Source organism: Pantoea sp. M_10 (genome assembly GCF_008631515.1).
In the GTDB taxonomy this organism is placed as follows: domain Bacteria; phylum Pseudomonadota; class Gammaproteobacteria; order Enterobacterales; family Enterobacteriaceae; genus Pantoea; species Pantoea anthophila.
On sequence record NZ_VWUL01000003.1, the window covers coordinates 329011 to 344131 of the forward strand.

Annotated in this window: 16 protein-coding genes and 3 tRNA genes; 9 read left to right on the plus strand and 10 right to left on the minus strand. The window is 57.6% G+C overall.

Features of this window, described 5'->3' with window-relative positions; genetic code table 11:
* Nucleotides 1–215 precede the first annotated feature (215 nt).
* Nucleotides 216–605 (minus strand): tautomerase family protein, encoded by a 390-nt coding sequence (locus F3I47_RS11365; RefSeq protein WP_009092284.1) that lies wholly within the window; start codon nucleotides 603–605, stop codon nucleotides 216–218.
* A gap of 101 nt (nucleotides 606–706) precedes the next feature.
* Between F3I47_RS11365 and F3I47_RS11370 the strand changes: the two genes are divergently transcribed.
* Nucleotides 707–1624, plus strand: coding sequence for a LysR family transcriptional regulator (locus F3I47_RS11370; protein WP_150028662.1), 918 nt, complete (start codon nucleotides 707–709; stop codon nucleotides 1622–1624).
* Here the strand turns inward: F3I47_RS11370 and F3I47_RS11375 are convergent.
* Nucleotides 1601–2614: a glycosyltransferase family 32 protein gene (locus tag F3I47_RS11375; protein ID WP_150028661.1), complete on the minus strand. Its 1014-nt coding sequence runs from the start codon at nucleotides 2612–2614 to the stop codon at nucleotides 1601–1603. The genes F3I47_RS11370 and F3I47_RS11375 overlap by 24 nt on opposite strands.
* 493 nt (nucleotides 2615–3107) lie before the next feature.
* Here F3I47_RS11375 and F3I47_RS11380 point away from each other — a divergent pair, with 493 nt between their 5' ends.
* Complete coding sequence (locus tag F3I47_RS11380; RefSeq protein ID WP_150028660.1) at nucleotides 3108–4073, plus strand: WD40 repeat domain-containing protein; 966 nt, start codon at nucleotides 3108–3110, stop codon at nucleotides 4071–4073.
* Here F3I47_RS11380 and F3I47_RS11385 read toward each other — a convergent pair.
* Nucleotides 4055–4609: a histidine phosphatase family protein gene (locus F3I47_RS11385; protein WP_009092279.1), complete on the minus strand. Its 555-nt coding sequence runs from the start codon at nucleotides 4607–4609 to the stop codon at nucleotides 4055–4057. The genes F3I47_RS11380 and F3I47_RS11385 overlap by 19 nt on opposite strands.
* Nucleotides 4610–5190: 581 nt before the next feature.
* On the opposite strand from F3I47_RS11385, the gene F3I47_RS11390 reads away from it, so the two are divergent.
* The 3 genes from F3I47_RS11390 to F3I47_RS11400 all read left to right on the plus strand — a co-directional run bounded on the left by F3I47_RS11390 (nucleotide 5191) and on the right by F3I47_RS11400 (nucleotide 8668).
* Nucleotides 5191–6582: an MFS transporter gene (locus tag F3I47_RS11390; RefSeq protein WP_150028659.1), complete on the plus strand. Its 1392-nt coding sequence runs from the start codon at nucleotides 5191–5193 to the stop codon at nucleotides 6580–6582.
* 65 nt (nucleotides 6583–6647) lie between these two features.
* A complete protein-coding gene (locus tag F3I47_RS11395; RefSeq protein ID WP_009092276.1) occupies nucleotides 6648–7670 on the plus strand; it encodes a LacI family DNA-binding transcriptional regulator in 1023 nt (340 codons plus the stop codon).
* Between the two features lie 11 nt (nucleotides 7671–7681).
* Nucleotides 7682–8668: a nucleoside hydrolase gene (locus F3I47_RS11400; protein ID WP_140924181.1), complete on the plus strand. Its 987-nt coding sequence runs from the start codon at nucleotides 7682–7684 to the stop codon at nucleotides 8666–8668.
* Between the two features lie 14 nt (nucleotides 8669–8682).
* On the opposite strand, the gene F3I47_RS11405 is transcribed toward F3I47_RS11400, so the two are convergent.
* The 3 genes from F3I47_RS11405 to F3I47_RS11415 all read right to left on the minus strand — a co-directional run bounded on the left by F3I47_RS11405 (nucleotide 8683) and on the right by F3I47_RS11415 (nucleotide 11318).
* The gene (locus F3I47_RS11405) at nucleotides 8683–9147 is read right to left on the minus strand and encodes a YbaK/EbsC family protein (RefSeq protein ID WP_046101165.1); all 465 of its coding nucleotides are present in this window, start codon (nucleotides 9145–9147) and stop codon (nucleotides 8683–8685) included.
* Between the two features lie 94 nt (nucleotides 9148–9241).
* Nucleotides 9242–10036: a siderophore-iron reductase FhuF gene (gene fhuF, locus F3I47_RS11410; RefSeq protein ID WP_033736411.1), complete on the minus strand. Its 795-nt coding sequence runs from the start codon at nucleotides 10034–10036 to the stop codon at nucleotides 9242–9244.
* Between the two features lie 184 nt (nucleotides 10037–10220).
* Entirely contained in the window at nucleotides 10221–11318 is a 1098-nt protein-coding gene (locus F3I47_RS11415; protein WP_046101167.1) for a diguanylate cyclase, read from the minus strand.
* Between the two features lie 232 nt (nucleotides 11319–11550).
* Here F3I47_RS11415 and F3I47_RS11420 point away from each other — a divergent pair, with 232 nt between their 5' ends.
* On the plus strand, nucleotides 11551–11835 hold the full coding sequence (locus tag F3I47_RS11420) for a DUF1435 domain-containing protein (protein WP_150028658.1): 285 nt from the start codon (nucleotides 11551–11553) through the stop codon (nucleotides 11833–11835).
* A 125-nt stretch (nucleotides 11836–11960) separates the two neighbouring features.
* On the opposite strand, the gene F3I47_RS11425 is transcribed toward F3I47_RS11420, so the two are convergent.
* From F3I47_RS11425 to rsmC, 4 genes are all read right to left on the minus strand, one after another.
* Nucleotides 11961–12047: transfer RNA gene (locus F3I47_RS11425), tRNA-Leu, on the minus strand.
* A 28-nt stretch (nucleotides 12048–12075) separates the two neighbouring features.
* A tRNA-Leu gene (locus F3I47_RS11430) sits at nucleotides 12076–12162 on the minus strand.
* Nucleotides 12163–12192: 30 nt separating this feature from the next.
* A tRNA-Leu gene (locus F3I47_RS11435) sits at nucleotides 12193–12279 on the minus strand.
* Nucleotides 12280–12430: 151 nt separating this feature from the next.
* Nucleotides 12431–13462, minus strand: a complete 1032-nt coding sequence (gene rsmC, locus F3I47_RS11440) for a 16S rRNA (guanine(1207)-N(2))-methyltransferase RsmC (protein ID WP_150028657.1) — start codon at nucleotides 13460–13462, stop codon at nucleotides 12431–12433.
* A 105-nt stretch (nucleotides 13463–13567) separates the two neighbouring features.
* Between rsmC and F3I47_RS11445 the strand changes: the two genes are divergently transcribed.
* Genes F3I47_RS11445 through yjjG form a run of 3 tightly spaced genes read left to right on the plus strand, consistent with a single transcriptional unit; the run spans nucleotide 13568 to nucleotide 15089 of the window.
* On the plus strand, nucleotides 13568–13978 hold the full coding sequence (locus F3I47_RS11445; RefSeq protein WP_033736409.1) for a DNA polymerase III subunit psi: 411 nt from the start codon (nucleotides 13568–13570) through the stop codon (nucleotides 13976–13978).
* Nucleotides 13950–14390 carry a ribosomal protein S18-alanine N-acetyltransferase gene (gene rimI, locus F3I47_RS11450; RefSeq protein ID WP_009092266.1) on the plus strand — a complete coding sequence of 147 codons (441 nt, stop codon included), beginning with the start codon at nucleotides 13950–13952 and terminating at the stop codon, nucleotides 14388–14390. The genes F3I47_RS11445 and rimI overlap by 29 nt, the downstream gene beginning before the upstream one ends.
* An 18-nt stretch (nucleotides 14391–14408) precedes the next feature.
* Nucleotides 14409–15089, plus strand: coding sequence for a pyrimidine 5'-nucleotidase (gene yjjG / locus F3I47_RS11455; protein ID WP_009092264.1), 681 nt, complete (start codon nucleotides 14409–14411; stop codon nucleotides 15087–15089).
* Nucleotides 15090–15121: the final 32 nt, after the last annotated feature.

The window sequence follows — 15121 nt, forward strand, 5'->3', positions numbered from 1 at the left end:
CCTCTCTCTGCAGGGGGGCGCGGGGCGTCACGCAACCGGCCATCGTCGGGGGATGGTTTTTCGACAATCTATATTGGCTGTCATCGGGCTGCAACATATCCGGCGGATTTGTGCGAGGAAGCGCAGAGGGATTTTGTGTCGTGCCTGCCGGGCGTTCAGCAGACGTGACGGTGGCTGGCGCGCACCGTCAGCAGAGCAGGCGTCCGGGCCGCTTTTCAGAGTTTGCCGGTCAGATACTGCGCTTCGCCGTCGGCAAAACTCCAGTCGCCTTTGTCATTGGTGATAAAGCTGATCATCAGATCGTTGCCCTGCACGCCGCAATGCTCACGCAGTTCGCGCGCCAGCTCCGCCATAAACCGCTGTTTCTGTTCGCTGCTGCGCGGACTGGTAAAGACCCGCACCATCACCAGATTATCGCTGCGGCTGAATCCCAGCCCGGTGTCCTGAAACACCATCTGATAGCGTTTGTTTTCATGAACAATCTGGTAGCGATCCCGTTCCGGCACGTTAAAAGCGGTCAGCACGGCCCGGTGCGCGGCATCCAGTAATGTACGCAGCTCTGATTCTGAACGACCCTCAATAACATCAAATTGCAGCAGTGGCATAGCGGTTTCTCCTGAGAAATAAGAGGCCTATGGTGACGGCTTTATCCGGCGGGAAAAAGCGCGTAGCCTGAAATGATTATTCATTATTGTGAACAATGCTGATGAAAGAGTTGAAGACGGACACCCTGTGGGAGCATCTGCACTGGCTGACGGTACTGGCAGAGCAGGGCAGTTTCACCCGCGCGGCAGCGCGGCTGGATGTCAGCAAAGCGGCGATGAGCCAGAAGATCAAAGAGCTGGAGGAGAGAGCGGGTCTGATGCTGGTGCAGCGCACCACGCGCAGCGTGCGGCTTACCTTCGCCGGTGAGAAGCTGGTGGAGGAGCTGCGCGAGCCTTTTGCCCGCATCGAACAGAGTTTTTTCAGCGTGCGGGATACCGCCGGGCCGGTGCGGGGTCTGGTGCGCATCACCGCACCCGTGGCGTTTGCCCGCCAGCAACTGGTGCCGGTTATCGGCGAGTTTCTGCGCGACTATCCGCAGGTGCGCCTGCAGCTGGATGTGACGGATCGCCTTGTCTCGCTGAGCAGCGAGGGGTTTGATCTGGCGATTCGCCACTGTGACACGCTGCCGGAAACGCACGTGGCGCTGCCACTGTGCGACACGCAGACCGTGCTGGTGGCCTCGCCAGCCTATCTCAGGGCGCAGGGGGTGCCGGAGAGGCCGCAGGCACTGGCGCAGCACAACTGCCTTTACTACCCGCGCGGCGTCGAGTCACCGCGCTGGCGGTTTGTCGCGCCGGGGGAGAGCGAAACGGTTCAGGTGCAGATTCAGGGCAGTTTTGCCACCAACAACAGTGAGTCGATCCGCGATGCGGCCCTGCAGGGTCTGGGCATTGCCATGCTGCCCGACTTCAGCGCCCGTGAGGCGCTGTCAGCGGGATCGTTACAGTGGGTGTTGCCGGAGTGGCAGCCGGTCGGCGCTTTTGCCGCCCGCCTGTGGATCGTGCGACCCTGGGCGGCACAGGTGCCGCGCGCGGTCACCACCTTTACACACTGGTTACGCGCCCGCTTTAACCACTGAGGGCAGTGCCAGTCCCGGCGAACGGGTATGCATCATCTCCCCAATCAGGCTGCTGCGGTTATAGAGGCCGATACGCAGATTGAAGTCGAGATGCAGCCGCTCATTGCCGGTTAACTTAATAATCGGTGGCGGCGTCTGGGGACGCTGCTGAAACAGCACTGACTGCGCAAAGGCGCTGCTGCTGTCGGCGTGCAGGCGCTGATAATACCAGGCACTGGCTTCACCTTTACGCAGATAAAGATTGGCCCGCCGGTATTCACGCATCGCCACCTGCTGCGCCAGTGAGAGCAGCTGACGGGACGGGTTATCCATATTCTGCACAAGCAGCGGAAAGTCATCGCGCTTCTGCAGCTCATGGAAATAGTTGCGGATGCCGACATTTTTAACCGGCGCCAGCTGTTTCAGCCATTCACGGATAAAAGGGTTCTGCGCCGGGGCGGCCAGAAACCAGCTTTCAATGACCGGCGCAAGCAGGTTCAGCGTTGACTGCTCACGGTAGTAGCCGATCAGATCCAGAGACCGCGCCTCGTGAACGCGATGCACCCAGGCGAGATCCTCGAACAGCAGGGTGCTGCAGTCAATGCCGATGCCGCCGTAACGGTGAAGCAGTTCCAGCCGGATGATCTCACTTTTATGCGCCAGCGTCAGATCGGCCGAGATAAAGCGGAGGTCGGGCAGCCATTGCGACAGGGTGCGCTGCGTCACCAGATAAACCTGGTGATCGGGATTATCCCGCCGTATTTTGCTGATATTGAGCGCCATCGAGGCAGGCAGCTGTTCATTATGCCAGACCATCCAGACAATCTTTGGAATCTCCGGCAGCTCTTTCTGCTGAGCGATTAAAACGACATTATCTTCCTGACCCGGATCATATTCCGGCGCCCGACAGAGTCTTTGCTGTTTTTTATTCCATAACATCTGGCTGCTGAACGATATTCTTTTCCAGTTGCGCCAGATTTTATGCGCTGGACGTTGGCGATGTGCAGTCATGATATACCTGTTATTTTTATTTTCCCGTCATAGTGCAGACTCTGCCTGTTCGCATATGGCGGAAACAGGCGGCATTACAGACTGGCTGCAACCCCGATGCGTGCGGGAATTATTGAAAGGGTTTCCCTGGTGGCGACGCAGTGCCTGAGCGCGCGGTAGTTTCCTCACGGCTATCTGGAATTGCACTGCACCTTTTTAATAAAACATTATTTACTGATTAGCTATGCCTTTTTTTGACTTTAGGATAAAACGGAATCAGGACGGGCATGAAATAAAAATAAACGTGTTCCCGTCATTAATCATTTATTTCATCCCGGCACGCGCCGTTATTCAGGAATATCTGAATCGCGAGACCGTGGTGCTTACGGGAATGCGGGGGCGGGCGTGATTGCGCTTAATGTGTGACGTAAGCCCGGCTCATCAATCCGCCGAATCAGACAGCCTGAAGCGCATTGTCTACGCTTAAGAAGAACTTACTGAGAAAGGAGCGCACATGCAGAGTGAATCATGGGGTTTGCTGGCGGTCGATAAGCGGGGCAATCGCGTCCTGTTTCTTAATCCGGAGACGTTCGCGGTTGAGCGGGAACTGAACGCCTTTCCACCGCGCCCGCATGAACTCCTGATGCTGGCCCCCTGGGGTAAAGCCTATGTGCCGGTCTATGGCGACGGCGTGCATGGCGACAATCCCCATCCGGGTCATAAAGTGGCGGTCATTGATTTAGCGCGTCGGACGATCAGCGGCTTTATCGATCTCTCGCCGCTGCGGGCACCCCACAGCGGTCAGCTGGGGCGCGACGGTAAAGTCTACCTCTGCTGTGAGGAGAGCGCCGCCGTAGCGGTGATCGATCCACAGAGTGATAAGGTCGAAAAAGTTATTCCGATCCCTTCGCACAATGCGCATCGCCTGACGCTCTCTCCCAGCGGCCGCAAGCTCTTCACCGATAACGAAGAGGATGCCACCATCACGGTGGTGGATCTGTGTGAGGCGGAGGGGCGGGTCATCGACACCATTCTGCTGCCTGGCCCGATTGCCGGTATCGCGGCCTCACCGAAACACCCTTATCTGGTTGCCAGCGCGGCTGACGCGCCGCTGCTCTATGTGATCGATCGGCAAAGCCACCGCATCCGTCAGCGCCTGACGCTGCCGGGCCATCAGCAGCCCTGCCAGGTAGTGCGCTTCAGCGACGATGGCGAACAGCTGGTGGCAATAGGGGATCAGGAACCCCTGGTCACGCTGTTTGACGATTTACTAAACCCGCTGGGTGACATCGGGGTGGGTAACATGCCGATGGATGGCTGTTTTACCCCCGACAAAAAGCAGCTGCTGATTGCCAATCAGGATGATGGCACGCTGAGCGTGATCGATCTGGCGCAGCGTAAAGTGATTGCCACGCCGCGCGTGGGAACGGGGTGTGAAGTGCTGGGCTATTTTTCGCTCGATCAGATAAACGGGCGATGATAGATCGCGGAACTCCAGTGGCGGCTGCTGGCATGCTTCTCCGCCTGCCAGCCGCGTTTGCGTAATTCCCGGGCAATCATCTTATTCATGATGCCGTGGCCCAGCAGCAGCACGGTGCCCTGAGCGGAGTACCCGATTAACTTTTCTGCCGCCGCCGCGGCGCGCTGGCGCGCATGAGGCAGGGACTCCGCATCACCCGCATATCCGCAGAACCAGAGCAGCCGCAGCAGCGCCAGCCAGCAGAGAATCGGCAGCTGCATCGCGCCCATTCGCAGCATCGGCACGGCAACTTCACTAAACAGAGCATTCACCTCATGCGGCTGCAGACCAAGCTGACTCAGGGAGGACTGCGCGCGGGGCAGGGGACTGCAGACAACAACCGCCGCCTGACGGGCAATGTGGACAGTGCGCGGCGGCGGCCCGTCACTGACCTGTGACCGATCGTAGGCTTCGCACCAGTCTGCCAGCGCCTGCACGCTCAGACGGCCTGCGGCCTGATGATCGGGTTTACCGTGTCGCATCAGAATAATGGTCATACATTCTCTGCCTGGCCTTTTTTTCAGGGTAACGCATTATTTGCGCGCGCAGCGATTTTTCAGCCTGAGCCTGAGTGTCATCCTGCGGTCACAGAGCTGTGCGACAACAGAGCCCGATGAAAGCAGCCCCGCCTGTTTATCATGCTTAATGATTAGAGAAAGTGCTGACTTAACGCGAGTGATGACTTTTTTTTGTGCAAAGTGAGGCGCTGTTAACTGGCTGAATTTGCGATAAAAAACCATGATGACGCACTGTGATAGTGAAGTCTGACTAACATTTTGCGGCGGGATCGCTTGATTTATCTACGCGCGTAGATACACTAGGTCCCCAGTGATTGCTCACGGTGCTCGATGCACAGTCGGCTCCATCGATTGTTAAGTTACATTCGCTCAGTTTAAGTGACCGGTTAAAAAAGATCGGCGAAAACGGGCGAGGCAGATGATTCCAACACCAGGGAATCCTTTAACCTTTCATCATGGTTAGTCAACTGAACGTCGCCACCGGGGAATTCCGCTTTTATCAGGGAATCGACCCATGGACGGGCGTTTATCGATCTGCATACGCATTCAGGGATAGGGTTATGACGGCACACAATTCCGTTAAGCAGCAGGCATCACTGTCATCCACTTCAGCCGCCGATGCGCGGTTTAACACCCCCTCAGGCCGCAAAGATTTCTGGCGCGCCACATTCTCATGCTGGCTCGGAACGGCGATGGAGTACGCGGATTTTGCGCTCTATGGTCTGGCTGCCGGTATCATCTTCGGCGATGTCTTCTTTCCCGAATCGACACCGGCCATGGCGCTGCTCTCCAGCTTTGCCACCTGGTCAGTCGGCTTCGTTGCCCGGCCTATCGGCGCACTTTTCTTCGGCTGGCTCGGCGACCGCAAAGGGCGAAAGGCGGTCATGATCACCACCATCATTCTGATGGGGGCCTCCACCACCTTTATCGGCTTAATTCCCAGCTATGCCACGATTGGCGTCTGGGCACCCGCCTGTCTGGTCCTGCTGCGCTTCACGCAGGGGTTCGGCGCGGGTGCAGAGCTCTCTGGCGGTACGGTCATGCTGGGCGAGTATGCGCCCGCAGAGCGTCGCGGGCTGGTCGCTTCCGTTATCGCGCTGGGCTCTAACAGCGGCACATTGCTGGCGTCGCTGGTCTGGCTGCTGGTGGTGCAGATGGATCAGCAGAGCCTGCTGGCGTGGGGCTGGCGTATTCCTTTCCTCAGCAGTGCGCTGATCGCGCTGGTGGCATTGTGGATCCGGCGTCATCTGCGCGAAACCCCGGTTTTTGAGCGCAGAAAAGCGGAGATGGAAGCGGCGCGCGCCGGTGTGCTAGCGACCCCGCCGGTGAAGGATACGCGGCCGTTCTTCCAGCGCACCCGCGCCTTCTGGACGATGGTGGGGCTGCGCATCGGTGAAAACGGTCCCTCCTATCTGTCGCAGGGCTTTATCGTCGGCTATGTCGCGAAGGTTCTGCTGGTGGATAAATCGGTCCCGACCACGGCGGTGTTCCTTGCGTCGCTGCTGGGTTTCCTGATCATCCCTTTTGCGGGCTGGCTCTCTGACCGTTTTGGTCGCCGGATCGTTTATCGCGTCTTCTGTCTGCTGCTGATGCTCTATGCCTGGCCCGCTTTTACGCTGCTGGATACGCGTGAACCGATGCTGGTCATTCCGGTGATTGTGGTGGGCATGGGGCTGGCGTCGCTGGGTATTTTTGGTGTGCAGGCCGCCTGGGGCGTGGAGATGTTCGGCGTTCATCATCGCTACACCAAAATGGCGGTGGCGAAGGAGCTGGGTTCGATTCTCTCCGGCGGCACGGCACCGCTGATTGCGGCTGCTATGCTCTCTTATACCGGACACTGGTGGCCGATTGCGATCTACTTCTCGGCGATGGCCGCGACTGGATTCTTTACCACCTTTGTTGCGCCTGAGACGCGAGGGCGGGATCTCAATCTGCCTGATGACGCCATCTGACAGGGCAAAACGAAATAAGCAGCAGGCCGTGTAAAGCGGCCTGTTTTTTTAGGGAGGAAAGTGATGTGCCTAAGTCGTTAACGGGAAAAGTGACCCGCAGTGAAGTGGCGAAAGCGGCAGGCACCTCAGTGGCAGTTGTCAGTTATGTCATTAACAACGGGCCGCGTCCGGTCGCCGAGGCGACCCGGCAGCGGGTGCTGGAGGCGATTAAAGCGACCGGTTACCGGCCCAATGCGGCTGCACGGGCGCTGGCGTCCGGCAACACCAAAACCTTTGGTCTGGTCGTGCCGAACATCGGCAATCCGTTTGTCGCCTCCATGGCGCACGTGCTGTTGCAGGAGTCGATGAACCACGGTCATGTCATGCTACTGGGCGATGCCGGTGACGATCGCCGGCGCGAACTGGAGCTTATTCAGGGGCTGCTCAACCGGCAGGTCGATGGCCTGTTTTATAACAGCGTCGATCGCCATCCTTACATCGACCTGATTAAGGCGAGCGGCACGCCCCTGGTGATGCTGGAACGGGTGGAACCTCAGCCGGGCGTGAACATGCTGCGCGTCAATGAGCGCCAGGCGGCCTGGCAGGTCACGGCACATCTGCTGAGCCATGGCTATCAGCAGGTCGGCATCATCACCGGTCCGGTCGATATGCTTAACGCGCAGGATCGTATTCAGGGCTGGCGCGATGCCATGCAGGAGCGCGGCCTGCCGATTGATGAATCGCTGATGTTTCCCGCCAGCTACACCCCACAGGGGGGATATGAAGCGGTGCAGACGATGATCGCCCGTGGCTGCGTGCCCCGCGCGCTGTTTACCAGTAACGAAGGTCAGGCGATTGGCGCAGTGCGGGCCTTTTCGGAGCATCAGATCCGGGTGCCACAGGATGTCGCGCTGGTCTGCTTTAACGGCACCAATCAGTCATCGTTTCATGTCCCGACATTAACGACCGTGCGTCAGCCACTGCGCGAGATGGCGCGTGCGGCGATCCACATGCTGAAAGAGGGGCAGAGCGAAGCCCAGTTAAAGGAGTTTCCACACTATCTTGAAATCGGTGAATCCTGCGGCTGCACGCCGCAATCTCAGAGTTAACGAATAAGAAGATGAAAAGAATCATTATTGATTGCGATCCCGGTAATGGGATTGCAGGTGCCAACACCGATGATGGCCTGGCGATTGCGCTGGCCTTAGCCTCACCCGGCCTGTCGCTGGAATTAATCACCACCGTGGCGGGCAATACGCCGAGTGAGGTGGGCGCGCGCGTGGCGAAAGATCTGATTGCCCGGCTGGGACTCACCATCCCGGTGGTGCAGGGGGCGACACAGGCGCTGCAGGAAGATCCGGCGCCGTGGCGCGAGACGCTCGATAACCGGGTTAATCAGCTGGCGCTGGCCGATCTCTGGCAGGATGTCCGTCAGCCAGCCGATGTCACCGCGGACGGATTTGACGCGGCTGACGCTATCGGCAGGCTGATTTGCGACAATCCGGGCGAGATTACGCTGGTGGCGATTGGCCCGCTGACGAACGTGGCGCTGGCGATGCAGCGCTATCCCGCGATGGCCGAATCGGTGGCGGAGATTGTGGTCATGGGAGGCGTCTTTGCGCTGGATGACTATATCAAAGACACCAACTTCGGCCTGGACCCGGAAGCGGCGCACCAGGTGCTGCACAGTGGTGCTGCGGTAACGCTGGTGCCGATGGATGTCACCACGCAGACGCTGCTGACCCAGCAGGATCTGACCCGGCTGACCGCCGTCGATCATCCGCTGGCCGACTTTGTGCGCGACACGCTGCGTCCGTGGATCGACTATTCGATGCAGACCCGTCAGCTGGCGGGATGCTGGATCCACGATGCGCTGGTGGTCGCCTGGCTGCTGAATCAGCGTGTCGCCTCAGGAATCGATTACCGGGTCGACATTGAGCTGCGTCCCGGTGCCACGCGCGGCAAGAGCTGGCGTTATCGGCAGCCGCTCCGGCTCTCTGTCGGTGTGCCCGAGCAGTGCGGCGCCTCGGTGCATGTCCTGCATCGCGTCGATAACACGCTGCTGTTATCGATCCTTGAGCAGGCTTTCAGACGCCTGATTAGCTGAGCAGAGGTAAAGGGTCAGATCGCTTCGCAGACATCAATCCAGCGGGCATTCGTCAGTTCAGCCATCTGCTGCGGCGAAATGCGGACGGCGCTATGGATAGCGCCAGCGGCAGGTAAGACTTCTTCAAAACTGCGCAGTGAAACATCACAGTAAACGGTCAGCGGATTTTCCAGACCGAAAGGACAGACGCCGCCCACCGGGTGGCCGGTCCAGTTAATCACCTCGTCAACGCTCAGCATGCGCGCTTTCGCGCCCAGCGCCGCTTTCAGCTTGCGATTGTCCAGCCGGGCATCGCCTCGCGTCACGATCAGCACCACCTCGTTTTTCACTTTCAGCGACAGGGTTTTTGCTATTTCGCCTGGCGTCACGCCGTGGGCGCGAGCGGCCATCCCGACCGTTGCGGTGCTCTCTGCCAGTTCAATAATTTCAATTTCAGGGGCGTGTTCGGCGAAGAACTGGCGCACAGACTCCAGACTCATCTTTCTCTCCAGGCTGATCGAAGGCGTAAAAATTGCCACAAGCCTTTGTGCCTGTAAACGGGATAAACGGAGAATTCGCGGGAATCGGGTCTGTTTAGCTGCTGCTCAGGGTGCAGTTGCCGCATTGCTGAACATCGGGAATGCGATAGCGCTGGCAACAGCTGCGCCGCACCAGCTCACCGTCACGCGGGATCATGGTGCGATAGAGGGGATTGTCGCTGCCATCCAGCAGCCGCTGGTTAAAGAACAGCGCCTGTTCCAGCTGCAGAACCAGCGTCTCATCTATCTGGCTTTTCAGCTCACCCAGGAACCACTGGAAGGTGAACCCCATGTTGTTCCAGATCAGGCGGGCATTGATGTCACCATGCTGCGTAATGCCATTCACGGCCGGGATGAGATGCTGCTGAATCAGGCGGTCGATGCGCTGCAGCGGGTTGAGATAGCGCGCCTCCTCATCCTCCTGCACATCAATCCAGAAGGTGGCCGGATGACCATGCTCATGAAATCCGACACGAATGTGTTCCGGCGAGCAGTCGAGCGCGCGGGACTCCTGCAGCAGAGCCATCAGCAGCGGCGGGATCAGCAGACCGAAATACCACTGCGCCCAGAGTGAGAGCACGGGTTTCGCTTCACGCACCGCATCGGGATGATCGCGATAGAGGTAGTCACTGTAGCGCCGGATAAGCGGAGCGAAGGCGTCAGCGTGTGACCAGACGGCAAGGGTCTGCGCATCACGCGGGGCTGACTGGCTGAGCCTGGTCGAATCCAGCAGATAGCTGCGCTGCTGTTGCAGCCGTTCATACAGACTTTCCGCCAGTGGACGGTCATTCTGCCGGAAGATCATCGACTGAGCGCTGAAACGCTGTTCCTGAGCTGAAGCGGTTGCCATGACGACTCACGAAAAGTGTAGATAAGAAAGCAAATGATAATCGTTATTGATTAACTCTACAAGCGGCGTAAAAGCGTGCGGTTGCTGGCGGTAAAAACAGCAGGGGAGGAGAGGAGTAATCAGCCCGGCGATGACCGCGACAGATCGGTCAGATCAACAGGGGCGGATGCCGGTTATCAGCGGGTTATACGGGCTCTTCTGCGGTGTGAGGCGCCTCTCTGGGTAAATCTTCCCAGGCGAGAATGGTATTCCGGCCTTGGTTCTTCGCGACATAGAGGGCGCTGTCGGCATTGGCGACGGCCTGGTCGAACTCGTTGTCGTAAATCGGCGCAATCCCCGCGCTGATGGTGACGTGCGTTGACACAGTCTCATTGAACAGATGGGGGATCTCTAAATCCACCACATACTGACGGATGCGCTCTGCCAGCTTCATCGCAATGGAGCTGTTCACGTTGGTCATCAGCACCAGGAACTCTTCACCGCCATAGCGGGTAACGACATCGCGCGAACGCACCGCATCACGGATCGCTACCGAGACCCGCGCCAGCGCCTGATCGCCCATCGCATGACCATAATTGTCGTTGTAGGCCTTGAAGTGATCGATATCCAGTAACAGCACAAAGTGGCTGCCGGCGTGGTTTTCCAGGATATTGTCGAGCCGGTTCTTCAGGCCACGGCGGTTATAAAGCCCGGTCAGCGGATCGAGCATGCTGAGGTCGCTGAAGGTCTCTTTCTCTTCGTAAAGCTGATGCATCAGACGCAGGGTAAAGTTGTCGGCCCGGCGGCGCATCAGGTGCTGCAATGAAAAACCGATCAGCGGCAGGGAGATGGTCAGCAAAATAAGCGGCAGATGCTGACCATTGTCGAGCAGCAATACGGTCAGAACGGGCGGGGCGACGTGCAGACAGAAAGCCACCAGATAATCGCTCAGGGCGATGGCGCTGATAAATAACACGCTGATCAGGCTGATAATCAGAAAGCCACCATCAAAATAGAACACCAGATGGAAACGATAATTAATATGCCAGGCCCAGAAGATCCCTAATAGCAGCGCAACAGGATTTAACAGGGGGAGTTTAACTTTGGGCCAGATTAAATGGGCAATTAACGTGAGGGAGCTGAAGGCGGCGACACACATAACCGGCAGCGTCGTCTCACTTTTTTCCGTGCTCATTATTGGCAGCAGATAAAAGAGGGAAACGGCGATATTTAAAAACAGGAAAAGCATCACTGAAAGCCGGTATTTACTCTGCTTCAGTTCTTCATATGATTGTAATTTCATTATAAATACTCGTGACGACCCTGAAATACCAAAGCGCAAGCCAGCAGAAAGGAGGGGTCTGCAGGACAATGAGCAAATATTGCTAGTGCTGTTATTAAAGGTGTTATCGGCCGCAATCTAGCATTTTCCAGATGATCTGTCATCTTCAGCGCCGGGCCAGCCAAAAACAGGCTGCAGAACGGGAAAAACTGTCATATGATAATGGGAATGCTTATCATTTGAGGTTGGCGTCATGGGGATAGCGATCGTAGCGGCCTGCGGCCTGTGGGGAATCAGCTGGGCACTGGGCAAAAAAGTGGATAGTGCGTGGGGGGTTCTGCTGCCGTGCATAGCGCTGCCGCTGTTTGCCCTGTGGGAGCCGGGATTCAGTCAGTGGCGAATGGTGATGATCGTTGCGCTGTTGCTGACGGTGGTGATGCTCTTTCATCAGCGCCTGCGTCACTATCTGCTGCTGCCATCCTGCCTGGCATTAGCGACCGGACTGGCGGCGGTTTCCGTGAATTTTCATCTGAATTAGCAACAGCGCAGAGACGTCATGCTGGCATAACAGAGAAGGTGTAAAAATCAGAAGGCGAGCCTGAAACGGCAAAGAAACGGTCAGAACAGGAAGGAAACATGAATAAAGCCGGAGGATGACAACGTTGGTGCGAAGAGAGGGACTTGAACCCTCACGTCCGTTAAGACACTAACACCTGAAGCTAGCGCGTCTACCAATTCCGCCACCTTCGCATCTTGTTGTCTTTTCATATCACCGCAATGGTGCGAAGAGAGGGACTTGAACCCTCACGTCCGTTAAGACACTAACACCTGAAGCTAGCGCGTCTACCAATTCCGCCACCTTCGCGCAGTGCTCGCGATATGAAACATGTGATTTTGGTGCGAAGAGAGGGACTTGAACCCTCACGTCCGTTAAGACACTAACACCTGAAGCTAGCGCGTCTACCAATTCCGCCACCTTCGCATACCCGTAACACCCTGAGAATGTTACAACCACGGAGGCGCATTCTAGAGATTTTACTCTTTGCGTCAACAACTATTTCGTCGGGCTGAAACGATCGCTCTAAAAAGCAACATTTTCAGCCCGGCAACGCGGTCAGCAGCGGAAAAAAGGATTAACGGGTTTTCGCACCGCGACCATAGACGGCACGGTAAACCTTAAAGCGGCCAGTCTGTGCGATCACTTCATGGCTGCCGAACGCCTCATCCAGCGCCTGTGGATAGGGCAGGAAGGCATTGGCAACGATACGCAGTTCACCGCCGGTGTTCAGATGCTTCACCGCGCCACGGATTAACGCCTGTGCCGCATCGAGGCTGGTCTGCGTGCCTTCATGGAACGGCGGGTTAGAGATAATCATGTCGAAACGTCCGGTGACGTCAGAGAAGACGTTGCTGGGGAAGACCTCGCCCTCAATGCCGTTGGCGGCCAGCGTCGCCTTACTCGCTTCAATCGCCGCCGCGTGAACGTCACACAGCCACAGGCGTACTTTAGGCGAACGGGCATGCAGTGAGGCGGCAATGACGCCTGCGCCACAGCCCATATCCAGCACTTTTCCTTTGTTATGTGGCGTAAAGGTGGAGAGCAGCAGGGCACTGCCGCTGTCCAGACCATCGCGGCTGAAGACGCCTGGCAGGGTGTGAATCGTCAGGTCATCCATCTGATACTGCTGACCAAAGGCGCCGGCATCAAAGTCAGGCTGTGCGTCGAGGCGACCGTGATAGAGACCACAGCGGCGCGCGCTGTCGATCTTCTCCAGCGTTACCCAGGACTCCAGCATGCCTTCTGCACTGCGAACGCCGCTGCGGTTTTCACCGACCACGAACACGTCGCAGCCCACCGGCAGCAGCGACAGCAGATTCTGCAGCTGGAACTGCACTTCCGGCTTATTTTTGGTCCAGAAGTAGACCAGCGTATCGCAGCCCTGCACATCTTCCGCCTGCGCAACCAGTCCATAACGCGCCTGTTCGCCCATACGGCGGCTCAGGTTTTGCCAGTGATGATATTGCTGGGTGTGCACGCGCGACGAGGCGGTTTCCAGCTGAGCGGGCAGGTCATCCTGCAAATCGCCAGCAAATAAAACGTGGCGGGCGGTAAATTCATCACTGTGGCGCAGAATGACTTCGCTGGCCGGGGTAAAAGCAGACATGTAGAGCTCCTGTAAGATCTGAGCGGGGATTATAGTGGTTTGTTGGCGCATGTTCGATGGGTTTGCTAGCATAGCGTCGCATTCAGGCAGCCAACAGGTAACACCATGACGTCCAGGCGCGACTGGCTTTTACAGCAAATGGGAATTACGCAGTATCAACTGCGCCGCCCGCGCGTGCTTCAGGGCGAAATTGCCGTCACGCTGGCACCGGACACGCAGTTAATCATTGTCGCTGACGTGCCCCCCGGGCTGGATGAACCGCTGATGCGCGACGTGCTGCAGACGCTCAATCTTCAACCCGCCCAGGTGATGACCGTAACGCCGGATCAACTCCAGATGCTGCCGGAAACGCTGAACTGCGCCGGCTGGCTGCTTGGGGTTGAGAGTGCACAGACTTTTAATGGCGTGGCACTGACCAGCGCCGCTTTCAATGAACTGATCAGCAGCGGCGTCGCCAGACGCGCGCTCTGGCAACAGATGTGTAACCATGACAGCCATCTCTTTACTCACCCCTGACGATCGGGCCGAGGCCTTTGCCATCGAGCGTCGCAGTCACGCGTTTCCCTGGAGTGAACAGACGTTTGCCAGCAATCAGGGCGAGCGCTTCCTCAATTTACGGCTGGATGCCGAAGGAAAAATGGCCGCCTTTGCCATTACCCAGGTGGTGCTGGATGAAGCGTCGCTGTTTAACATCGCGGTCGATCCCGCCTGGCAGCGCCGGGGATTTGGCCGTCAGCTGTTGCAGCATCTGATCGACGAGTTAATAAAACGCGATGTGCTGACGCTGTGGCTGGAAGTCCGGGCGTCCAATCTGCCCGCCATTGCGCTTTATGAGCAGATGGGATTCAACCAGGTGAGCCGTCGTTCCAACTACTATCCCACCGCCAGCGGGCGTGAAGATGCCCTGATGATGGCGCTGACGCTGTAGCGGTGCTAAGGAGCTTTAATGTCAGAACAGTGGGATTGCATCCTGTTTGATGCGGACGATACCCTTTTTCATTTCGATGCTTATGCCGGGTTGCAGCGGCTGTTCGCCGGTTATGACGTGCAGTTCTCCGACCAGGATTACAGCGACTATCAGGCGGTTAACAAGCCGCTCTGGGTCGATTATCAGAACGGCACGATTACCGCGTTGCAGTTACAGACCCAGCGTTTCAATCACTGGAGCGAAAAGCTCAGCGTCGCGCCGGAGATCCTCAACAGCGGCTTCCTGACCGCAATGGGCGAGATCTGTACGCCGCTGCCAGGCGCGGTGAGCCTGATGAAGCAGCTGCACGGTCGGGTAAAGATGGGCATCATCACCAACGGTTTTACCGCGCTGCAGCAGACGCGGCTGGAGCGCACCGGTTTCCGCGACTACTTTTCGGCGCTGGTAATCTCTGAGCAGGTCGGCGTGCCAAAACCGGCGGTGGAGATTTTTGATTATGCGCTGAACCTGATGGGCAATCCGGATCGTCAGCGGGTGCTGATGGTCGGGGATACGCCGGAATCCGATATTCTCGGCGGCATGAATGCCGGGGTGAAAACCTGCTGGCTCGATCATGGCACCCGGCCGCTGCCGGAACATATCAAACCGACCTGGCAGGTCAAATCGCTGGCTGAGCTGGAAGCGCTGCTGATCGGCTAAGGGAAGCTATCTCGCAAATCCGCAACGTTCCC

Coding starts and splice junctions, on each gene's coding strand:
- F3I47_RS11365 (WP_009092284.1), bottom strand. CDS start 605: ATGCCACTGCTGCAATTTGATGTTATTGAGGGTCGTTCAGAATCAGAG.
- F3I47_RS11370 (WP_150028662.1), top strand. CDS start 707: ATGAAAGAGTTGAAGACGGACACCCTGTGGGAGCATCTGCACTGGCTG.
- F3I47_RS11375 (WP_150028661.1), bottom strand. CDS start 2,614: ATGACTGCACATCGCCAACGTCCAGCGCATAAAATCTGGCGCAACTGG.
- F3I47_RS11380 (WP_150028660.1), top strand. CDS start 3,108: ATGCAGAGTGAATCATGGGGTTTGCTGGCGGTCGATAAGCGGGGCAAT.
- F3I47_RS11385 (WP_009092279.1), bottom strand. CDS start 4,609: ATGACCATTATTCTGATGCGACACGGTAAACCCGATCATCAGGCCGCA.
- F3I47_RS11390 (WP_150028659.1), top strand. CDS start 5,191: ATGACGGCACACAATTCCGTTAAGCAGCAGGCATCACTGTCATCCACT.
- F3I47_RS11400 (WP_140924181.1), top strand. CDS start 7,682: ATGAAAAGAATCATTATTGATTGCGATCCCGGTAATGGGATTGCAGGT.
- F3I47_RS11405 (WP_046101165.1), bottom strand. CDS start 9,147: ATGAGTCTGGAGTCTGTGCGCCAGTTCTTCGCCGAACACGCCCCTGAA.
- fhuF (WP_033736411.1), bottom strand. CDS start 10,036: ATGGCAACCGCTTCAGCTCAGGAACAGCGTTTCAGCGCTCAGTCGATG.
- F3I47_RS11415 (WP_046101167.1), bottom strand. CDS start 11,318: ATGAAATTACAATCATATGAAGAACTGAAGCAGAGTAAATACCGGCTT.
- F3I47_RS11420 (WP_150028658.1), top strand. CDS start 11,551: ATGGGGATAGCGATCGTAGCGGCCTGCGGCCTGTGGGGAATCAGCTGG.
- rsmC (WP_150028657.1), bottom strand. CDS start 13,462: ATGTCTGCTTTTACCCCGGCCAGCGAAGTCATTCTGCGCCACAGTGAT.
- F3I47_RS11445 (WP_033736409.1), top strand. CDS start 13,568: ATGACGTCCAGGCGCGACTGGCTTTTACAGCAAATGGGAATTACGCAG.
- rimI (WP_009092266.1), top strand. CDS start 13,950: ATGACAGCCATCTCTTTACTCACCCCTGACGATCGGGCCGAGGCCTTT.
- yjjG (WP_009092264.1), top strand. CDS start 14,409: ATGTCAGAACAGTGGGATTGCATCCTGTTTGATGCGGACGATACCCTT.